Below are 17,764 nucleotides of genomic sequence, written 5' to 3' on the forward strand. Positions count from 1 at the left end.
GTTGTTCAGACTCGTTCAATAATCATTGCTATGCCTTGGCCAACACCGATACACATGGTGCATAATGCATAACGCCCCTGCTTGCGGTGCAGCTCATTGATAGCGGCAATAACAAGCCTTGCTCCACTCATTCCAAGTGGATGGCCTAACGAAATGGCTCCCCCGTTAGGGTTAACGTGTGAGGCATCATCAGGTAAACCAAGCCCCCTTAAAACGGCGAGTGCTTGAGCGGCAAAGGCTTCGTTTAGTTCAATAACATCCATTTGTTCGATGGTGAGCCCTGCCATTTTTAATACTTTTTGCGAGGCAGGAAGTGGACCGATCCCCATCAATCTTGGCTCAACGCCGCAAGTGGCTGTAGCGATGATACGAGCCCGTGGTGTTAGCCCTTGCTGCTTGGCAATAGTGTCGGATGCGATAATCAGTGCGGCAGCTCCATCATTAACACCAGAAGCATTACCTGCCGTTACAGTCCCGTTATCGCGAAACGGGGTTTTTAGTTTTTGTAATTGTTCAAATGTCGTTTCTGCTCTTGGATGCTCGTCTTCACTGACGACGTATGTATTTTTACGTTGTTTAACCGTGACAGGGATGATTTCTTGCGCAAAAATACCGTTAGCTTTTGCAGTTTCAGTACGCTGTTGACTGCGTAATGCAAAAGCATCTTGGTCTTCACGGCTAATTTGGTAGGTTTCAGCCACATTTTCCGCAGTTTCTGGCATCGAATCTGTGGAAAACTGTTGTTCCATCAGCGGGTTGATAAAGCGCCAGCCAATAGTGGTATCAAATACTTGCGCTTGGCGTGAGAATGCAGATTCTTGTTTGCCCATGACAAACGGCGCTCGGCTCATGGACTCGACGCCTCCGGCAATCATGAGCCCGGACTCACCAGATTTGATACTTCTTGCCGCTAATGCAATGGCATCTAGCCCAGAACCACATAGGCGGTTAATGGTGGTACCAGAAACTGAAACAGGGAGCCCGGATAACAGTCCTGCCATGCGAGCTACATTACGGTTGTCTTCTCCTGCTTGGTTTGCGCAACCTAAAATGATGTCGTCAGTTAATGACCAATCGAGTTGCGGGTGCCTTTCCATTAAGGCTTTTAATGGTACTGTGGCAAGGTCATCAGGACGTAATGGTGATAAAGCGCCACCGTAACGGCCAATTGGGGTGCGGACACCATCACAAATAAACGCATCTATCATGATTGTTCTCCTGTTAAACGATGGCCTAACCGATGAGATCGACCGTGAAATAGAGCGAGTGTTTTGCCATCTTGGTTAGTTATCTCGACTTCATATAAGCCGTTACGTTTGCCTTGGTGTTTCATCGTGGCAGTGGCAGTCAGTAAGTCACCTTCAAAACCGGGACGAATAAAATCAATGGAACACATTGAGGCAACAGCGGCATGCCCTTGGCTATTACAGGCGTAGGCAAATGCAGTGTCGGCAAGGCTAAATAATTGCCCGCCGTGGCAGGTTTTATGGCCGTTAAGCATTTGTGCTGTGATAGGCATCTTCAATTGCGCAAAGCCTTCTTCGACTTTTTCAATGGACATACCCATAGCTTTTGCACATGCATCATCACGGTACATAATGTGAGCTGATTGCTGGGCCAGTGTATCGTTTGGCAGTGAAATCATGGTTGCTCCTTGAAAGATAAAGATTGATAACCGGCTGCTAATTGCCTTAAAAGTGGGTTTGGCCGATAACGGCTGTCGCCATAAAACTGTGCTAAATTTTCAAGTACGGACAGCACGCGTTGCCAGCCAAGTTGCATCCCCCAAGCGAGTGGGCCTTTGGGGTAATTCACACCAAAACACATGGCATTATCGGTATCTAACGCAGTTGCTATTCCCTTATTGACGATATCTAATGCCTCATTGCACAACATCGCGACCGTTCTCATGGTTAACAGCGCAGGGTAGTCTGGTAATACAATCACGTGTTTGCCTAATGATTGAAAAAATGCGATTGCTTGTTGGTTTTGCTGCGTATTATTTTGTGCTGCACAGCTTATCGTGATGGCTTTTGCTGTAAGGTAATTTGCTGACAAATCAAAATGTACGACCGCTTGTTTTTGTATTTGCGCATGTGATGACGCCAATTCACCATTCGTTAACATAATAATAACGTCATTAACAATAAGTGTTGGGAATTGTTCGGAATGTTGTGTGAATCCTTCGAGAGAGATCCCATTTTCAATTAAAAGCTGCGCAAACTCAGGAAATATCTGCCAATCGCCATGAGCTTTTATGTTTAGAGGCTGGTCAAGGTGAATTTTTTCTGCGACTAAAGGTAAAGGCTGGGGTTTATTATCATCATAATGATAAAATCCTTGCTTCGATTTACGGCCTAAATGACCCGCTTGAACTAATTCCAATTGCATTAATGAGGTTTGAAAGCGTGGGTCATACCCAAAGGCCTGAAATACCGATTCAGTCACCGCATAGTTCACATCATGACCAATTAAATCTGTTAGTTGTAATGGCCCCATAGCGAAACCACCGGCGTCACGTATGGCGCTGTCTAATGTGGCAGGGGACGCAATTTGTTCTTCAAGGGCACGCATTGTTTCTGCGTAGAAAGGCCGAGCCACACGGTTGACAATAAAACCAGGAGTGGAACGGCAAATCACAGGCACTTTTCCAAATGATAGCGTCAATTCTTTTAGCTGTTTTATCACCGTATCTGATGTTTCTAGCCCGCGGATCACTTCAACCAATTTCATCACGGGAGCGGGATTAAAAAAGTGTAATCCTGCAAGACGTTCTGGATGAGTTAATTGTCTACCGATTGCGGTAATTGATAACGATGAAGTATTACTAGCAAAAATGGTTTTTTCGTTACAAATGCCTTCAAGTTCACTGAAAATGGTTTGCTTTACCTCAAGTTTTTCAGCAACAGCTTCTATTACCAATTGTGCTTCTGAGAGCTCAGGTAAACTTTGCGCAACGCTAATGCAGTTAAGCAGTTCTTTTGTTGCTACAGCTTGGGCTTTTCCTTGCTCCACGCGCTTATTGAGCCGTTGAGTCATTTCGGTAAGGGAGTGACGTAAAACCTCTTGGTTAACATCAAACAACAAGACACGTAAACCCGCGCTCGCGGCAACTTGCGCAATACCAATACCCATAGTGCCTGCGCCAATAACGGCGACGGTATTGATGGCTAAATTCAAAGGTAAGGTCATGATTATCTTCCTTTAAACTGTGGTTCACGTTTATTTAAAAAAGCACTAACTCCTTCGCGATAATCTTCACTTCTCCCGCCAAGGCGCTGTAAGTCGCGCTCAAGGTTGAGTTGCTCATCAAGAGTATTAGTTGCCGCGGCATAAATGGCTTTTTTGATAAGCCCTAAGCCATAAGTGGGTTGGGTCGCAAGGTGTTGCGCAAGCTGTTGAGTGGTATTAGTGAGTTCTTCATTTTCAGTGACTTGCCAAATCATTCCCCACTGTAATGCTTGCTCCGCACTTATTTTATCGCCTAATAATGCCATCCCCATTGCCCGTGCATGGCCGACTAATTGAGGTAAAAACCAACTCCCCCCTGAGTCAGGAACCAAGCCAAGGCGGCAAAAAGATTGAATAAAACTGGCACTTTTTGCGGCAATGACAATATCACCAGCGAGTGCAATGGCGGCGCCTGCACCCGCTGCAACACCATTGACCGCACAAATAATTGGTTTTGGTAATGCGGTTAGGCGACGGATCAAGGGGTTATAATAAGTTTCAACAGAGAAACCGAGATCAGGAACTTCACTACCTACGCTCACATTGCGATCATTCAGATCTTGTCCGGCACAAAATCCACGGCCTGCGCCAGTGATCACTAAACAGCGTACGGTTTCATCGCGTTCTGCTATTTTGATTGCTTCACTGAGCTGACGATGCATTTCATCGTTAAAACTATTCAGCCTATCGGGGCGGTTGAGAGTGACGGTGAGAACCCCATTTTCTAAAGTAGTGAGGATCATTGCTTCATTGGTCATGATTATTGTCCTGTAAACTGGGGTTTTCGTTTTTCGAAGAATGCCTCGATCCCTTCACGTCGATCATTCGTACCCGCTAAAGTCACAAAATATTGGCGCTCAAGCTGTAACCCCTCAGTAAGGTGGTTTTCTTGAGAATGCACCAGTGATGCTTTCGCGGCTTGTACGGCTAAAGGTGCATGCATCGCGATGCGCTCTGCCAGTTTTTGGGCGCGTTCTACCACCAATTCATCCACACAAATCTCACTGATTAACCCTGCTTGCAACGCGTGTTTTGCACTGATTGGTTCACCCGTTAGTACCATTTGCATGGCGAGGGATTTGCCCACCGCGCGAATTAAACGCTGCGTTCCTCCCGCGCCTGGCATTAAACCCAGAGTAATTTCGGGTAAGCCGAAGCGAGCGGACTCACCGGCAATGATGATGTCGCTGGCGAGTAATAATTCAAAACCTGCCCCTAGTGCATAACCATTTGCAGCAGTAATAATAGGTTTTGATATCATGGATAACCTGCGCCAAACTTGTGGGCGTTTATCGGTGATCGCATTCGCAACGGTTTGTTGCTGTAGTTCTTTAAGGTCGGCACCGGCTGCGAAAAAACGCGGATTTCCGGTGATTACGATCGCACCGACCTCATCATTTATTTGTGCTTGTTCGAGGTGCTGAACGAGCAATTCTAAGCAGGCGGTGCTCAGGGCATTACGCACTTCAGGTCGGTTTAACGTGAGTGTCAAAACGCGGTTATGTTGTTGTGACAAAATCCAGTGGTTTTCCATTACAGCTCCTACACGTCAAAGTCTAAAACAACACCATCGCCTTTTGGCCACGCTTGGCAGCTAAGAATGTACCCCGCAGCGATTTGGTCGGGCTCGAGGCTGTAATTGACCCCCATTTCCACTTCACCAGAGCGCAATTTACATTTGCAGGTTGCGCAAACGCCCCCTTTACAGGCGTAGGGCAAATCCGCACCTTGGCGCAGTGCGGCATCCAAAATACTGTCGTCTTGGCTATCCATGGCGATATCCATCGTTCTGCCATCAAGGTGAATACTGACTTGACGTGTTTCGCTAGTTATAGCTGTTGCGGGTTTGAATTTAGCGCCTGAAGTATTGAAACGCTCGGTGTGAACATATTCCTTTGGCATGCCATAGCCGACTAAAGTGTCATACACCTCATCCATCATGCTGTCGGGCCCACAAATAAACGCCCGATCAAATTGTTTAAAATTTAATAAGGTGTTATTTAAGGCGCTGAGCTGTTGTTGGCTAATCCTGCCGCTGAGTAGTTCGCTATCTTGCTGTTCTTGGCTGAATAGGTAGAGAACTTGGAAACGTGTTGCAAAACGGTTTTTTAGGTCTGCGATGCTTTCTTTAAACATCACTGAGCGGCTATTTCGATTACCATAAATCAACACAAAACTGCTTTTGGGTTCAGTTTGTAATGTGGCTTTAATAATGGAGAGCAATGGTGTGATCCCAGAGCCAGCAGCGACGGCAAGGTAGTGTGCGTGGTTATCTGCTTCTGGCTGATAGCCAAATTGCCCTTGCGGAACCATCACATCAAGGCTATCGCCAACTTGTAGCTCTTGGTTAACGAAATTAGAGAAACGCCCCTCGTAAATGGCTTTCACCCCAATTTTTAGCGTGTTTTCATCCGGTGAGCTGCAAATGGAATAACAGCGACGTAGGTTTTCACCATTAATAGAGGCTTTTAATGTGAGGTGTTGCCCCGGGCGGTAATGATATTGCTCTCGTAATGCATCGGGTACGTTAAAAGTAATGGCGACAGCATCAGGGGTGTCACGCTCAATGGCAGCAATACTTAAACGATGAAATACAGTCATATAGGTGCCCCTAAATACATTTAAAGTAATCAAACGGTTCTAAGCATTCAGTGCATCGATACAATGCCTTGCATGCAGTGGAACCAAATTCACTAATTTTTTCGGTCTGCTCGCTGTCACAACGTGGGCAACGAACCGCACCTTTGTGTTCTGGGTGCTCGCAGGACGTACCTTGTGGTGGTGCGATACCGAATTCACGCAAGCGTCTTTTTGCATCTTGGTTCATCCAATCTGTTGTCCACGCAGGGGTTAACAGAATTTCGATATCGATATTTGAAAAACCCGCATTACCTAGAACAGTTTTAATTTCATTGAGTAAAAATTCAGTTGCTGGGCAACCTGAATAGGTAGGTGTAAAAATAACTTTCCAACCCTGAGCCGCAGGTAGCACATTGCGGATCATGCCAAGATCAGTAATAGAGAGTGCGGGTAGTTCAGGATCGGGTATTTGGTGGAGCTGTTGCCAGATCTGGTGAACCTGGGGCGATTGAAGTTCGCAATGTTGCAGTCTCTGTTCCATAGCATCACCACTGGCAGTTCGGGTAAGCGCGTTGCACAAACTGCAATTGTGTTAATAACAAGCCCAAATGTTCAGTATGGCTGCCTTGCTTGCCGCCTAAGCGATACGCTTTTTTCTCCGGCACAGTGAGGGTCGCTTCAGTGAATGTTTCGTTAATGGTGTTTAACCATGCGGCTTGTAAAGAACGTGGGTCAACGGCGATGCCTAATTCGCTAAGTGCGATTTCAACGTCATCAGCATGGAAAAGTTCGCCAGTAAAACGCCATAACTCATTGACTGAACGTTGGATTCGTTGATGACTTTCTTCACTGCCATCCCCTAAACGGATCATCCAACCACGGCTAAAACGCAAGTGATAAACGGCTTCTTTGAGGGATTTCTCAGCAATGGCAGACAGTTGTTCATCACGGCTATGAATTAGCGCTTCATATAATGGAACATGATAAGCATCCATAAAAAATTGGCGCACTAAAGTGTCATCAAAGCCATTGTTGGGTTGCTCAACCAGTAATAAATTGCTGAATTCTCGTTCATCGCGCAAAAAAGCAAGGGTGTCTTCATCGCACTCAGTTCCTTTTAATTGCGCGGCATAGTTCAAAAAGTTACGCGCTTGCCCTAGCAAATCTAAGCCGATATTGGATAACGCAAGGTCAATTTCGAGCTCAGGGGCATGGCCGCACCATTCGCACAGGCGCTGCGCTAAAATTAAGGGGGTATCGCCAAGTCGTAATGTGTAATGGTGGAGCTGTTCTTGTTGGTTCATGGCAAGCTCCTTACATGTTTTTGATACCATCAGGGATGGTATAGAAGGTTGGGTGACGATAGACTTTGGTATCTGCAGGGTCGAAGAAGGTGCTTTTATCTTCGGGCTGTGAGGCAATTAAATGTGCGGCCTTCACCACCCAAATTGAGCAGCCTTCGCTACGCCTTGTATATGCATCGCGGGCATTCTCCAGTGCCATTTGGTCATCAGCCGCATGTAAACTGCCGACATGACGATGCGCAAGCCCTTGCTTACTACGGACAAAAACTTCATATAAAGGCCAATCTTGATTGCTCATGGTGTTTTCCTTTTTGTAAAATGGTCAGTGATTAAGCCGCCGTTTTAACGGATTTTTGTTTGCGGCTATGTGCCATTGCACCTTCACGTACCCATGCGCCGTCTTCCCACCCTTTGCGCTTAGCGCTAAGGCGCTCGTGATTACAAATGCCATTGCCTTTAATAACTTGATAAAACTCTTCCCAGTCGATTTCACCAAAGCGGTAATGACCAAGTTCTTCATCCCAAACCAGATCAGGGTCAGGGATCGTCATACCTAACGCTTCCACTTGCGGAACGGTGTTATCAACAAACTTTTGCCGTAGCTCATCATTACTGAAGCGTTTGATTTTCCAAGCCATGCTTTGAGCGCTGTGCGGGGAGTCCGAATCATTGGGGCCGAACATCGTGAGAACGGGCCACCAAAAGCGGTTTATCGCATCTTGCAGCATCGCTTTTTGCTCATCGGTGCCTTCTGCAAGTGCCATAACAGCTTCATAACCTTGGCGTTGGTGAAAACTTTCTTCTTTACAGATTTTCACCATTGCTCGTGCATAAGGGCCATAAGAGGCACGGCACAATGCAACTTGGTTCACAATTGCCGCTCCATCGACAAGCCATCCAATCACTCCTACGTCTGCCCAACTTAATGTCGGGTAGTTAAAAATGGAGGAATATTTCATTTTTTCATCAAGTAGCTTTTGGTAGATATCTTGACGAGAGCAACCAAGGGTTTCGGCAGCGCTATACAGGTATAAACCATGGCCTGCTTCATCTTGAATTTTGGCCAGTAAAATCGCTTTACGGCGGAGTGTCGGTGCTCGTGTCAGCCAATTCGCTTCTGGTAGCATGCCGACGACTTCTGAATGGGCATGCTGACCAATTTGGCGGATAAGGTTTTGCCGATACGCATCGGGCATCCAGTCCTTGGGCTCGATGGAAATATCTGCTTCGATTTTGGCTTCGAAGTTAGCCTGATTATGCTCGCTCATTGAACTTTCCATTAAGTGATTCGTTAATGTCATTTTTTATTAAAATAGTGAATCATGTTTATTTAACATCAATGCTAGGAATTGTTAACATAAAGATCAATATTCATTAACCTTGTTTTGCGATGTACTTCACAATCAATAAGTAAAATTAAATTAAAAACAATGAGTTATATTTGTTGTTTTTTGTGTGGTTTTAATAAAAATAGGCATTTTATATAAAATTGTTCTTAATTTGTTAAATTTAAATTAGCTTCTATGATTATTTTTATGATACATATTTGTCATCTGATTTGAATTGATGTTTTTATTTCTGGAGAGGAATATGCAGCATTTAACAAGTTACATTATGGGAAAATGGGTACAAGGTGAGGGCGAAGGGCGAAAAATTCACCATGCGCTAACGAATGAAACCTTATATACGGTGACGACTGAAGGGCTGCCGTTAGCTGAAAGTTTGCAATATGGTCGCCAAGTGGGAGGCGAAATATTGTCAGCGATGACATTTCAGCAGCGTGGGCAAATGCTCAAAGCACTCGCAAAATACCTACTGGAACATAAAGCCCAGTTATATGCGATTTCGGCACAAACTGGCGCAACCAAAGCGGATAGCTGGGTGGATATTGAAGGGGGAATTGCCACATTGTTTTCTTATTCGGGGCTCGCTAACCGTGAGCTACCAGATGACACGATTTGGCCTGAAGATGAAATGATCCCGTTATCAAAACAAGGGCAATTTATTGGCCATCATATTTTAACATCTCGCCGTGGCGTTGCCCTGCACATTAATGCATTTAACTTCCCGTGCTGGGGTATGTTAGAAAAACTGGCTCCAACATGGCTTGCTGGCATGCCTGCTATTATCAAACCAGCAACCGCCTCAGCACAGTTAACACAGGCGATGGTGAAGTTAATGGTGGATAGCGGCCTGGTACCTGATGGCGCAATTCAACTGGTTTGCGGTGGTGTTGGCGATATGTTTGAACACCTCGATTTTGAAGATGTGGTGACTTTTACAGGGTCGGCTAGTACAGGGCAAAAACTAAAATCGCATCCATGTATCATTGCCAAATCAGTGCCTTTTACAATGGAAGCGGATTCACTGAATTGTGCAATTTTAGGTGATGACGTCCAGCCAGAACAGCCTGAATTTGCTTTATTTATTAAAGAAGTCGTTCGTGAAATGACAGCGAAAGCGGGACAGAAGTGTACCGCGATTCGTCGCATTATTGTGCCGAAAAACCAGCTCGAAAATGTGAAGCAGGCGTTATTGAAACGTTTATCTGCCACAACAGTGGGCGATCCTGCGGTGGAAGGGGTTAGAATGGGTGCATTGATTAACTTAGAACAGCGCCAAGACGTACAAGAGAAAGTGAATTATTTACGTGACCATGGCTGTGAAGTCCTATGTGGTGGGCAATTCGAAAAGCTGGATGTTATTGGTGCAGATAGCCAGTACGGGGCTTTCTATCCACCAACGTTGTTGTATTGTGCAGAGCCTTTTAATTCGACTGCGGTACATGAAATTGAAGCTTTTGGCCCTGTCGCCACATTAATGAACTATGACAATATCGAACAGGCAGTGCAGTTGGCGATTTTAGGTGGAGGTAGCCTTGCGGGGACGTTAGTCACTGCTGATGCACAAGTCGCGCAAACGGTCATTCGTGTGAGTGCGCGAGCACATGGGCGGATGCTAATTTTAAATGAAGCATCAGCCGCGGAGTCCACAGGCCACGGTTCACCGCTTCCGTTACTGGTACACGGCGGCCCAGGTCGTGCTGGTGGTGGTGAGGAGCTTGGTGGGTTGAGAGCAGTCAAACACTATATGCAGCGAACTGCCATCCAAGGTAGTCCTTCGATGCTAACAGCCATTACCAAGCAATGGATCCGCGGGGCAGATACTATCGCTGATGTGGTTCATCCATTCCGTAAACATTTTGAAGACTTAGCGATTGGCGACACATTACTGACTGCAAGGCGTACCGTTACAGAGGCCGATATTGCTAATTTTGCTTGTCTCAGCGGTGATAATTTTTATGTTCACGTCGATAAAATTGGCGCAGCACAGTCGTTATTTGGTGAACGAATTGCGCACGGCTATTTTGTCGTTTCAGCCGCTGCAGGGTTATTTGTCGATGCAGTTGTTGGGCCCGTAATCGCCAATTATGGCATGGAAAGCTTGCGTTTTATTGAACCGGTGAAAATCGGAGACACCATACAAGTTCGCCTAACGTGCAAGAAGAAGATCAAAAAAACGCAAAAACTTGCTGAAGATAAACCCAATGGTGTTGTTGAATGGGATGTGCAAGTGTTTAATCAGGATGATACCGTTGTGGCGTTGTACAGTATTTTAACGCTGGTGGAGCGTCGTGTAGGTGATTTTCATTAGTCATTATACGATATGAATTAATTATTGAGCTAATAGGTGCATTTTCAATCATTTTCTGTTGTGATGAGTTACTAGCAACTGAATGTAGGGAAACAAAGATGAAAACGCACCACCAAGCGGTTTATCAACAATTTGACCAGCAAGCAAACTCGTATTTAACCAGCCAAGTTCATGCACAAGGTGAGGACTTACTTGTTTTGCAACAATTGCTACAAGGCTGTCAGGGCGAGGACGTGCTTGACCTTGGCTGTGGAGCAGGGCACGCCAGTTTCCATGCAGCGCCGTTGGTAAAGTCAGTGACGGCTTATGATTTATCGGACTCAATGCTCAATGTTGTGGCTAAAAATGCACAAGAACGTGAATTAAACAATATCACTACCTGCAAAGGGACTGCGGAGTCTCTACCGTTTGATGACAATTGTTTTGACCGAGTGATTAGCCGTTATTCAGCACACCATTGGCACGATGTGGAACAAGCACTACGTGAGGTGCGCCGAGTGCTCAAAGCGGGTGGAAAAGGCATCTTTATTGATGTGGTATCACCGGGGCATCCATTATTGGATATTTACTTACAAACTGTCGAAGTGCTTCGGGATACTTCACACATTCGTGATTATTCCGCTGGAGAATGGTCTGGTATGTTTAATAATGCAGGGCTATTTGTCCAACGAGTACAAAGTTTCCGTTTAGCGCTGGAATTTACCAGTTGGGTCGAACGGATGCGTACACCAAAGGCACTCGTTGAGGCTATCCGCCACTACCAAGGAACATTAAGTGATGAGGTAAAAAGCCACTTTGCAGTACAAGCAGATGGCTCATTTACCTCAGATGTGATGTTGTTTGAATTTCAGTGCCAATAGCTATTTATTGCGCTAAAAACTGCGCTTGGTTTAATTGGCTAAGCGCGTTATTTACCGCAAAAATCTCACCGCGAACATCAGGAACACCAAAGGATTTTAATCGTGCGCTGTGTTTGGTGAGGTAAGCTTGTGCATCAGCTTCTGAAGCAAACAAATACACACCACCTGCCATTTGTGTTTGTCGGTTTTCAGTCCAAATCTTCCAAATAAAGCCTGGCTCTTGGTTAATTGATTCCGCCAAATCATTCATTGCGGATGCCATTTCATCACCCCATGGCCCCTGATACGGAAAATCAACTTGTAAAATAACGCTCATATCTGCTCCTTATGATTGAAGCGTTATAGTAGTTCTTAAAGCAAATAATAACTTTGCTATTTATCGTATTTTAAACGATTTATTGCTTCAAACTATTACGCTTACCTGCTTCAAACGCAGCCAAAGTCGCTAACCGAGCTTGTTTATGGTCAACAATCGGCTCTGGGTAATTAAGCGCAGTGTTGCTGATCACAGCCCATTCATGGGGTGTATGAATATATTTGTCGGGCACTTGCTGCAATTCGGGCAACCAATGGCGAATAAAAGCCCCTTGCGCATCAAACTTTTTCCCTTGAGTGGTTGGGTTAAAGATACGAAACCAAGGGGAGGCATCAACGCCAGTAGAAGCTGACCACTGCCAACCGCCGTTATTTGCGGCTAGACTGCCATCAAGTAGTTGGCTCATAAAGTATTTTTCACCTTTGCGCCAATCAATCAGTAAGTCTTTGACTAAAAAGCTAGCCACAATCATACGTAGGCGGTTATGCATCCAACCTGTTGTATTTAGTTGGCGCATAGCGGCATCCACTATTGGGTAACCCGTTTGTCCCGTTTTCCATGCTGCAAAATCGGTTGAAGAATCATTCCAGTGAATGTGTTGCGTCCATTCAATAAATGGTTGGTGGCGGCATAGACGTGGAAACGCAACTAAAAGATGTGAATAAAATTCACGCCAGACTAACTCATTTAACCAAGTGAACGCCCCGCTATCTGGGTAATCCAACACTTGGGGATTTTCTGCTTGTAATCGATTGAAGCATTGGCGAGGGGACAGCACCCCCACCGCGAGGTAAGGTGATAATTGGCTGGTACCATCAATAGAAGGAATATCTCTATCGTTTTGATAATCGAAGACTTTCTGGGAACAAAACTGCCTTAGTCGCTGCAAAGCAGATTTTTCACTGGCAGGAAATTGCTGGGAGTCTTCAATTGGCTGGTGCGGAAATAATGGCAAAGCCTTATCGATGTTGATAGCGGCCGCTCGTTTTTCAGGGGCTCGCAGTGAACGGCAATCTGTCACGGTAAGTTGGGTGAGGAAGGCACGGCGAAAAGGGGTATAGACTTGATACATCTCACCTTTTTGGGTAGTTACGGAGCCGGGGGGCAGTAATAAATAGTCATCAAAAGCATGAATATGTAACCCATGTGGCTGGTTGATTAACCATTCGTCCCGTTGTTTTTCGTTCCATTCATATTGCCGATTAAAAAATAAGGCATCAGCCTGTTGCGCCTTTGCGTAATCAAGTACCCATTGTGCCGCATCGGTGAAATGGTTAACGGTTTGGCAAACCAGTGGAATACCAAGCTCTGCGAGTGAATTCTGCAGTTCAACAAGATTCTGGTGAATGAATGAAATTTGCCGTTCAGCCACATCATGTTGTTGCCACTGCTTAGGGGTTGCCGTAAAAAGGGCGATTACCTTTGCATTTGGGTCTGCGCAGGCGGAGGAAAGTGCTTTGTTATCAGTGACCCGTAGATCATTACGAAACCAGATAAGATGACAAACTTGTTTGGCTGCCATCGCCTCCCTCCTTGGTTGAAGTTTTTGTTGAAATTAAAACAAAGAGCCGTTTTACCGGCTCTTCAGACTGCTGACAAACATATTATGTTTGGCGGCAAGTCGAATAGGTTTTGAAAATAAACTAGGAAAATCAATTTATTGATTTTCGGCTGATAACACAAAGTGGGAAAAACCACGCTTTTATCCCGCTTTGTCAACAACCTTAAGAGCCGTTTTACCGGCTCTTTCATGTTTAATCTAATTTAGGGTGCTGATTGATTAAGGATTGGCGTTTTTTCTCAAGCTCAGCAATTTGTTGGTCAATATCTTCAACTTTCTGCTCAATATTGTCAAAGTGCTCGCTAAGAATTTCTTTTGCCTCAGCTTTATCTGATGCCGCAGGTGTTGCTCCACGCAATGGCTTATTCGCCGTTTCTGGCATCCTGATACCCGTATATAAGCCGATTAAAGCAATCACGATTAAGTAATATGCAGGCATATATAAGTTAGTGGTTGATTCGACCAACCATGCCGCAACAGTCGGTGTCGCACCGGCAATTAATACTGAAATGTTAAAGGCAATAGCTAACGCACTGTAACGAATATGAGTTGGGAAAATCGCAGGTAAAATAGACGCCATAACCCCAGTAAAACAGTTCAGCAATACTGCTAGAATTAATAAACCTAGGAAAATTAAGCCTACAGAGCCACTGTTGATTAACATAAATGCGGGATATGCCAATAAAATTAAACCTACGCTACCTGTAATGACAAATGGGCGACGACCAATTTTATCACTGGTTAAACCGATAATCGGTTGAACAAATAACATACCAATCATAATTGCAATAATAATTAGCACGCCATGGTCAGTAGAGTAATTCAGATTGTGTGACAAATAACTTGGCATGTAGGTCAACAACATATAGTAAGTGACGTTAGTTGCGATAACTAAGCCAACACAAATCATCAAGCTTTTCCAATACTTAGTTGCGACTTCACGTACTGAGATTTTTGGTGGGTTTTGAATATTGGCTTTATCTTGCTTTTCTAACGATTCGACATGTTGTTGGAAAGCAGGGGTTTCTTCTAGTGAATGACGTAGATATAACCCGATGATCCCTAACGGTAATGCTAAGAAGAACGGAATTCTCCAGCCCCAATCATGGAAGTTAGCTTCCCCAACGATACTGGAAATTAGTACTACGACACCCGCACCTAAGACAAAACCGGCGATAGAGCCAAAGTCTAACCAACTTCCCATAAAGCCACGTTTACGGTCTGGTGAGTATTCAGCAACAAAGATTGCTGCACCAGAATATTCACCACCTACCGAGAAACCTTGAGCTAACTTAGCAATTAATAACAGAATGGGCGCCCAGATACCGATGCTTTCATATGATGGAATCAAACCAATACAGAAGGTACTGACTGCCATGATGATAATTGTCATCGAAAGGACTTTTTGACGGCCGTATTTGTCACCTAAAATACCAAAAACGACACCACCTAATGGCCTAACTAAGAAAGGCACGGAGAAAGTGGCTAATGCGGCAATCATCTGTACGCTCGGTGATGCGTCCGGAAAGAAAACCTGACCTAGAACATAGGCTAAGAAACCGTATACCCCAAAATCAAACCATTCCATCGCATTACCCAGCGAAGCCGCGGTAATTGCTTTTTTGAGTTTACCGTCATCAATAATAGTAATATCACTAATATTTAACGGTTTTTCTTTTTTCTTCTTGAATCTCATGAAACCATCCTCTTATTTTAATTTCAATAATCGAAACAACAGCACTTAAGATATGGGTTTTCATACATCGGAAAATATAAAACCTTATTATTTAGAATAGACGTTGTTTACGTAATAGATAAGTTTTTAGTGTTTTTATGTTGCGCTGAAATAACAGGCTAAAATAGGTATGTAATGGGTAGAATAATGAGAGTGTCTGTCTTTAAAATACAGCAAAAAAGTCACCTTGAGTTAAAAAATACAGTACTAATACTACATTAATATCGAACAAATGTAAAATGTAGGTGCTTTATACTGATTCATGCGCCTTATTGGGATTTTATATTGGTAATATAACGATTGAATTTAATACTTGAAAAAATAGAACTTTGGGGGATCAATTAGGTGAATATAAATTGTTTTAAATCAATTTAGTATATGTTTTTTGGTGAGTTTTAGTCTGTCATAAATATATAAGGTTATTGATTTAATATGGTGGAAACAATGGTGTGACTGTGATGAATAATATATGCAGATAACTCCATCTTTTTATGATGTTCTTGTTTTGCTTAAGTTGTTAATAACTCGTCTATTTATTTATCTTGTTGCTATCCTCTTCTTTTGATAATAACGGTGGATTGTGCTGTTCTGTTTTATATTTAATTTGATGAGTAGGAATGAGGAATTTACTTAGTTACAATCAATCTATTATCGATATTGGGTTTGATATACGCGAGTATGACAAGATTCTACTTTGAATGTTGTTATGTTTCTAAAAGTACCTTTCATATTTTGAGCTGCAAGATATCAAGGGTATCACATCCGACTTAAAAGAGTGCCATTATGAAAAAACAGAGTGTTGCATCCTATATTGCAAAAGTACTTGATAATGCAGGTGTTAAACGTATTTGGGGCGTTACAGGAGACTCGTTGAATGGCTTAACCGACAGCTTGCGTCGTCAAGGCGCTATTGAGTGGCTAGGAACTCGCCATGAGGAAGTCGCTGCCTTTGCTGCGGGTTCAGAAGCTCAGCTAACTGGTAATTTAGCCGTATGTGCAGGCTCTTGTGGGCCGGGAAATATGCACCTTATTAATGGGCTGTATGATTGCCATCGTAATCGAGTGCCCGTGTTGGCAATCGCCGCTCATATTCCATCTAGCGAAATTGGTAGTAATTATTTCCAAGAAACCCATCCAACTGAATTATTCCGCGAGTGCAGCCATTATTGTGAAATGGTCTCTAACCCTGAGCAAATTCCACAAGTTCTTGGTATCGCTATGCGTAAAGCGATTCTGAATAAAGGGGTATCAGTCGTTGTGATACCAGGTGATATTGCGCTAAAAGATGCGCCAGAGTCCGCGAAAGAAACATGGTATCAACCACAAGCGCCACTGATTATGCCTCAGCGAAGTGAAATCGAAAAACTTGCTGAACTGCTGAATCAGTCTAAGAATATCACGTTATTCTGTGGTAATGGCTGCGCAGGTGCCCATGATGAAGTGGTTAAACTAGCAGAAACGCTAAAAGCACCGGTAGTACATGCGTTACGTGGTAAAGAACATATTGAATGGGATAACCCATATAGCGTTGGAATGACAGGTTTAATAGGTTTTTCATCAGGTTACCACGCAATGATGAATGCAGACACGGTTGTTTTGTTAGGGACACAATTTCCATACCGTCCTTTCTACCCAAGCGAAGCTAAAATCATTCAGGTTGATATTAATGCAGGTAGCTTGGGCTCCCACTGCCATATTGATATGGGGCTGATTGGTGATATCAAAGCAACATTAGATGCATTACAGCCACATTTAGAGGCTAAACAAGATACAAAACACCTTGATGGCGCTTTAAAACATTATGCAGAGGCTCGAAAAGGGTTAGATGACCTCGCTAAACCGGGTCATGAGGGGTTAATACATCCTCAGTATCTTGCAACAAAAATTAGTGAATTAGCTGCTGATGACGCGATTTTCACCTGTGACGTTGGAACCCCGACAGTATGGGCTGCGCGCTACTTGAAAATGAACGGTAAGCGCCGTTTAATTGGCTCTTTTAACCACGGGTCAATGGCGAATGCGATGCCACAAGCTATTGGTGCGCAGGCCGTTGATAAAAAACGTCAAGTGGTTGCAATGTGTGGCGACGGCGGTTTCAGTATGCTAATGGGGGACTTTATCTCTCTTTCTCAAATGCAATTACCGGTAAAAATCATCATTCATAACAATGGAGTGCTCGGTTTTGTTGCCATGGAAATGAAAGTGGCCGGTTTCTTAACAGCGGGAACGGATTTACATAACCCTAACTTTGCAGCGATTGCGAATGCTGCGGGTATCAAAGGGATCCGTGTTGAAAAAAGTGAAGATCTAGACGGTGCATTAAAAGAAGCTTTTGCCCATGATGGGCCAGTGGTGGTTGATGTCCTAACCGCCAAACAAGAGCTGTCGATGCCACCAGAAATTGCGGCACAAGAAGCGAAAGGTTTTAGCTTGTATATGTTAAAAGCGATTATGAGTGGTCGCGGTGATGAAGTCGTTCAATTAGTGAAAACGAACTGGTTACGTTAAATCATTATTGTGAAT

General features: G+C 44.1%; 16 protein-coding genes. 3 read left to right on the top strand and 13 right to left on the bottom strand.

The window, feature by feature from the left end; translation table 11 throughout:
* Nucleotides 1-5: 5 nt before the first annotated feature.
* From pcaF to paaA, 10 genes are read right to left on the bottom strand one after another with little or no spacing between them, the layout of a single operon-like run.
* Entirely contained in the window at nt 6-1,208 is a 1,203-nt protein-coding gene (gene pcaF / locus P3L40_RS00940) for a 3-oxoadipyl-CoA thiolase (protein WP_136134120.1), read from the bottom strand.
* Nucleotides 1,205-1,645 carry a hydroxyphenylacetyl-CoA thioesterase PaaI gene (gene paaI, locus P3L40_RS00945; RefSeq protein WP_004262926.1) on the bottom strand — a complete coding sequence of 147 codons (441 nt, stop codon included), beginning with the start codon at nt 1,643-1,645 and terminating at the stop codon, nt 1,205-1,207. Before paaI ends, pcaF begins: the two co-directional genes overlap by 4 nt.
* A complete protein-coding gene (locus P3L40_RS00950) occupies nt 1,642-3,192 on the bottom strand; it encodes a 3-hydroxyacyl-CoA dehydrogenase (RefSeq protein ID WP_136134119.1) in 1,551 nt (516 codons plus the stop codon). The genes paaI and P3L40_RS00950 overlap by 4 nt, the downstream gene beginning before the upstream one ends.
* 2 nt (nt 3,193-3,194) lie before the next feature.
* A complete protein-coding gene (gene paaG / locus P3L40_RS00955) occupies nt 3,195-3,989 on the bottom strand; it encodes a 2-(1,2-epoxy-1,2-dihydrophenyl)acetyl-CoA isomerase PaaG (protein WP_136134118.1) in 795 nt (264 codons plus the stop codon).
* Between the two features lie 2 nt (nt 3,990-3,991).
* Nucleotides 3,992-4,765, bottom strand: a complete 774-nt coding sequence (gene paaF / locus P3L40_RS00960) for a 2,3-dehydroadipyl-CoA hydratase PaaF (protein WP_140171962.1) — start codon at nt 4,763-4,765, stop codon at nt 3,992-3,994.
* A gap of 8 nt (nt 4,766-4,773) precedes the next feature.
* Nucleotides 4,774-5,832: a 1,2-phenylacetyl-CoA epoxidase subunit PaaE gene (gene paaE, locus P3L40_RS00965; RefSeq protein ID WP_210852446.1), complete on the bottom strand. Its 1,059-nt coding sequence runs from the start codon at nt 5,830-5,832 to the stop codon at nt 4,774-4,776.
* A gap of 10 nt (nt 5,833-5,842) precedes the next feature.
* Entirely contained in the window at nt 5,843-6,352 is a 510-nt protein-coding gene (paaD, locus tag P3L40_RS00970; protein WP_094960839.1) for a 1,2-phenylacetyl-CoA epoxidase subunit PaaD, read from the bottom strand.
* 4 nt (nt 6,353-6,356) lie between these two features.
* On the bottom strand, nt 6,357-7,115 hold the full coding sequence (gene paaC, locus P3L40_RS00975) for a 1,2-phenylacetyl-CoA epoxidase subunit PaaC (protein WP_094960838.1): 759 nt from the start codon (nt 7,113-7,115) through the stop codon (nt 6,357-6,359).
* Between the two features lie 10 nt (nt 7,116-7,125).
* Nucleotides 7,126-7,413: a 1,2-phenylacetyl-CoA epoxidase subunit PaaB gene (gene paaB / locus P3L40_RS00980; protein ID WP_004262911.1), complete on the bottom strand. Its 288-nt coding sequence runs from the start codon at nt 7,411-7,413 to the stop codon at nt 7,126-7,128.
* Nucleotides 7,414-7,444: 31 nt separating this feature from the next.
* The gene (gene paaA / locus P3L40_RS00985) at nt 7,445-8,383 is read right to left on the bottom strand and encodes a 1,2-phenylacetyl-CoA epoxidase subunit PaaA (RefSeq protein ID WP_094960837.1); all 939 of its coding nucleotides are present in this window, start codon (nt 8,381-8,383) and stop codon (nt 7,445-7,447) included.
* A 322-nt stretch (nt 8,384-8,705) separates the two neighbouring features.
* On the opposite strand from paaA, the gene paaZ reads away from it, so the two are divergent.
* Nucleotides 8,706-10,769 carry a phenylacetic acid degradation bifunctional protein PaaZ gene (paaZ, locus tag P3L40_RS00990; protein ID WP_210852445.1) on the top strand — a complete coding sequence of 688 codons (2,064 nt, stop codon included), beginning with the start codon at nt 8,706-8,708 and terminating at the stop codon, nt 10,767-10,769.
* 98 nt (nt 10,770-10,867) lie between these two features.
* Complete coding sequence (locus tag P3L40_RS00995) at nt 10,868-11,629, top strand: class I SAM-dependent methyltransferase (RefSeq protein ID WP_196724738.1); 762 nt, start codon at nt 10,868-10,870, stop codon at nt 11,627-11,629.
* A gap of 4 nt (nt 11,630-11,633) precedes the next feature.
* Here the strand turns inward: P3L40_RS00995 and P3L40_RS01000 are convergent, their stop codons facing one another.
* The 3 genes from P3L40_RS01000 to proP all read right to left on the bottom strand — a co-directional run bounded on the left by P3L40_RS01000 (nt 11,634) and on the right by proP (nt 15,202).
* Complete coding sequence (locus P3L40_RS01000) at nt 11,634-11,945, bottom strand: monooxygenase (protein ID WP_210852444.1); 312 nt, start codon at nt 11,943-11,945, stop codon at nt 11,634-11,636.
* A 79-nt stretch (nt 11,946-12,024) separates the two neighbouring features.
* The gene (gene phrB, locus P3L40_RS01005) at nt 12,025-13,467 is read right to left on the bottom strand and encodes a deoxyribodipyrimidine photo-lyase (RefSeq protein ID WP_210852443.1); all 1,443 of its coding nucleotides are present in this window, start codon (nt 13,465-13,467) and stop codon (nt 12,025-12,027) included.
* Nucleotides 13,468-13,699: 232 nt separating this feature from the next.
* Nucleotides 13,700-15,202 (bottom strand): glycine betaine/L-proline transporter ProP, encoded by a 1,503-nt coding sequence (proP, locus tag P3L40_RS01010; protein ID WP_096863534.1) that lies wholly within the window; start codon nt 15,200-15,202, stop codon nt 13,700-13,702.
* Nucleotides 15,203-16,024: 822 nt separating this feature from the next.
* On the opposite strand from proP, the gene poxB reads away from it, so the two are divergent.
* Complete coding sequence (poxB, locus tag P3L40_RS01015) at nt 16,025-17,749, top strand: ubiquinone-dependent pyruvate dehydrogenase (RefSeq protein ID WP_004262892.1); 1,725 nt, start codon at nt 16,025-16,027, stop codon at nt 17,747-17,749.
* Nucleotides 17,750-17,764 lie beyond the last annotated feature (15 nt).

The sequence above is a fragment of the Providencia sp. PROV040 genome, from assembly GCF_032706145.1.
GTDB classification, from domain to species: Bacteria; Pseudomonadota; Gammaproteobacteria; order Enterobacterales; family Enterobacteriaceae; genus Providencia; species Providencia hangzhouensis.

Excerpts from the sequence above, each read along its gene's own strand:
- pcaF (WP_136134120.1), bottom strand. The coding sequence starts at position 1,208 with ATGATAGATGCGTTTATTTGTGATGGTGTCCGCACCCCAATTGGCCGT.
- paaI (WP_004262926.1), bottom strand. The coding sequence starts at position 1,645 with ATGATTTCACTGCCAAACGATACACTGGCCCAGCAATCAGCTCACATT.
- P3L40_RS00950 (WP_136134119.1), bottom strand. The coding sequence starts at position 3,192 with ATGACCTTACCTTTGAATTTAGCCATCAATACCGTCGCCGTTATTGGC.
- paaG (WP_136134118.1), bottom strand. The coding sequence starts at position 3,989 with ATGACCAATGAAGCAATGATCCTCACTACTTTAGAAAATGGGGTTCTC.
- paaF (WP_140171962.1), bottom strand. The coding sequence starts at position 4,765 with ATGGAAAACCACTGGATTTTGTCACAACAACATAACCGCGTTTTGACA.
- paaE (WP_210852446.1), bottom strand. The coding sequence starts at position 5,832 with ATGACTGTATTTCATCGTTTAAGTATTGCTGCCATTGAGCGTGACACC.
- paaD (WP_094960839.1), bottom strand. The coding sequence starts at position 6,352 with ATGGAACAGAGACTGCAACATTGCGAACTTCAATCGCCCCAGGTTCAC.
- paaC (WP_094960838.1), bottom strand. The coding sequence starts at position 7,115 with ATGAACCAACAAGAACAGCTCCACCATTACACATTACGACTTGGCGAT.
- paaB (WP_004262911.1), bottom strand. The coding sequence starts at position 7,413 with ATGAGCAATCAAGATTGGCCTTTATATGAAGTTTTTGTCCGTAGTAAG.
- paaA (WP_094960837.1), bottom strand. The coding sequence starts at position 8,383 with ATGAGCGAGCATAATCAGGCTAACTTCGAAGCCAAAATCGAAGCAGAT.
- paaZ (WP_210852445.1), top strand. The coding sequence starts at position 8,706 with ATGCAGCATTTAACAAGTTACATTATGGGAAAATGGGTACAAGGTGAG.
- P3L40_RS00995 (WP_196724738.1), top strand. The coding sequence starts at position 10,868 with ATGAAAACGCACCACCAAGCGGTTTATCAACAATTTGACCAGCAAGCA.
- P3L40_RS01000 (WP_210852444.1), bottom strand. The coding sequence starts at position 11,945 with ATGAGCGTTATTTTACAAGTTGATTTTCCGTATCAGGGGCCATGGGGT.
- phrB (WP_210852443.1), bottom strand. The coding sequence starts at position 13,467 with ATGGCAGCCAAACAAGTTTGTCATCTTATCTGGTTTCGTAATGATCTA.
- proP (WP_096863534.1), bottom strand. The coding sequence starts at position 15,202 with ATGAGATTCAAGAAGAAAAAAGAAAAACCGTTAAATATTAGTGATATT.
- poxB (WP_004262892.1), top strand. The coding sequence starts at position 16,025 with ATGAAAAAACAGAGTGTTGCATCCTATATTGCAAAAGTACTTGATAAT.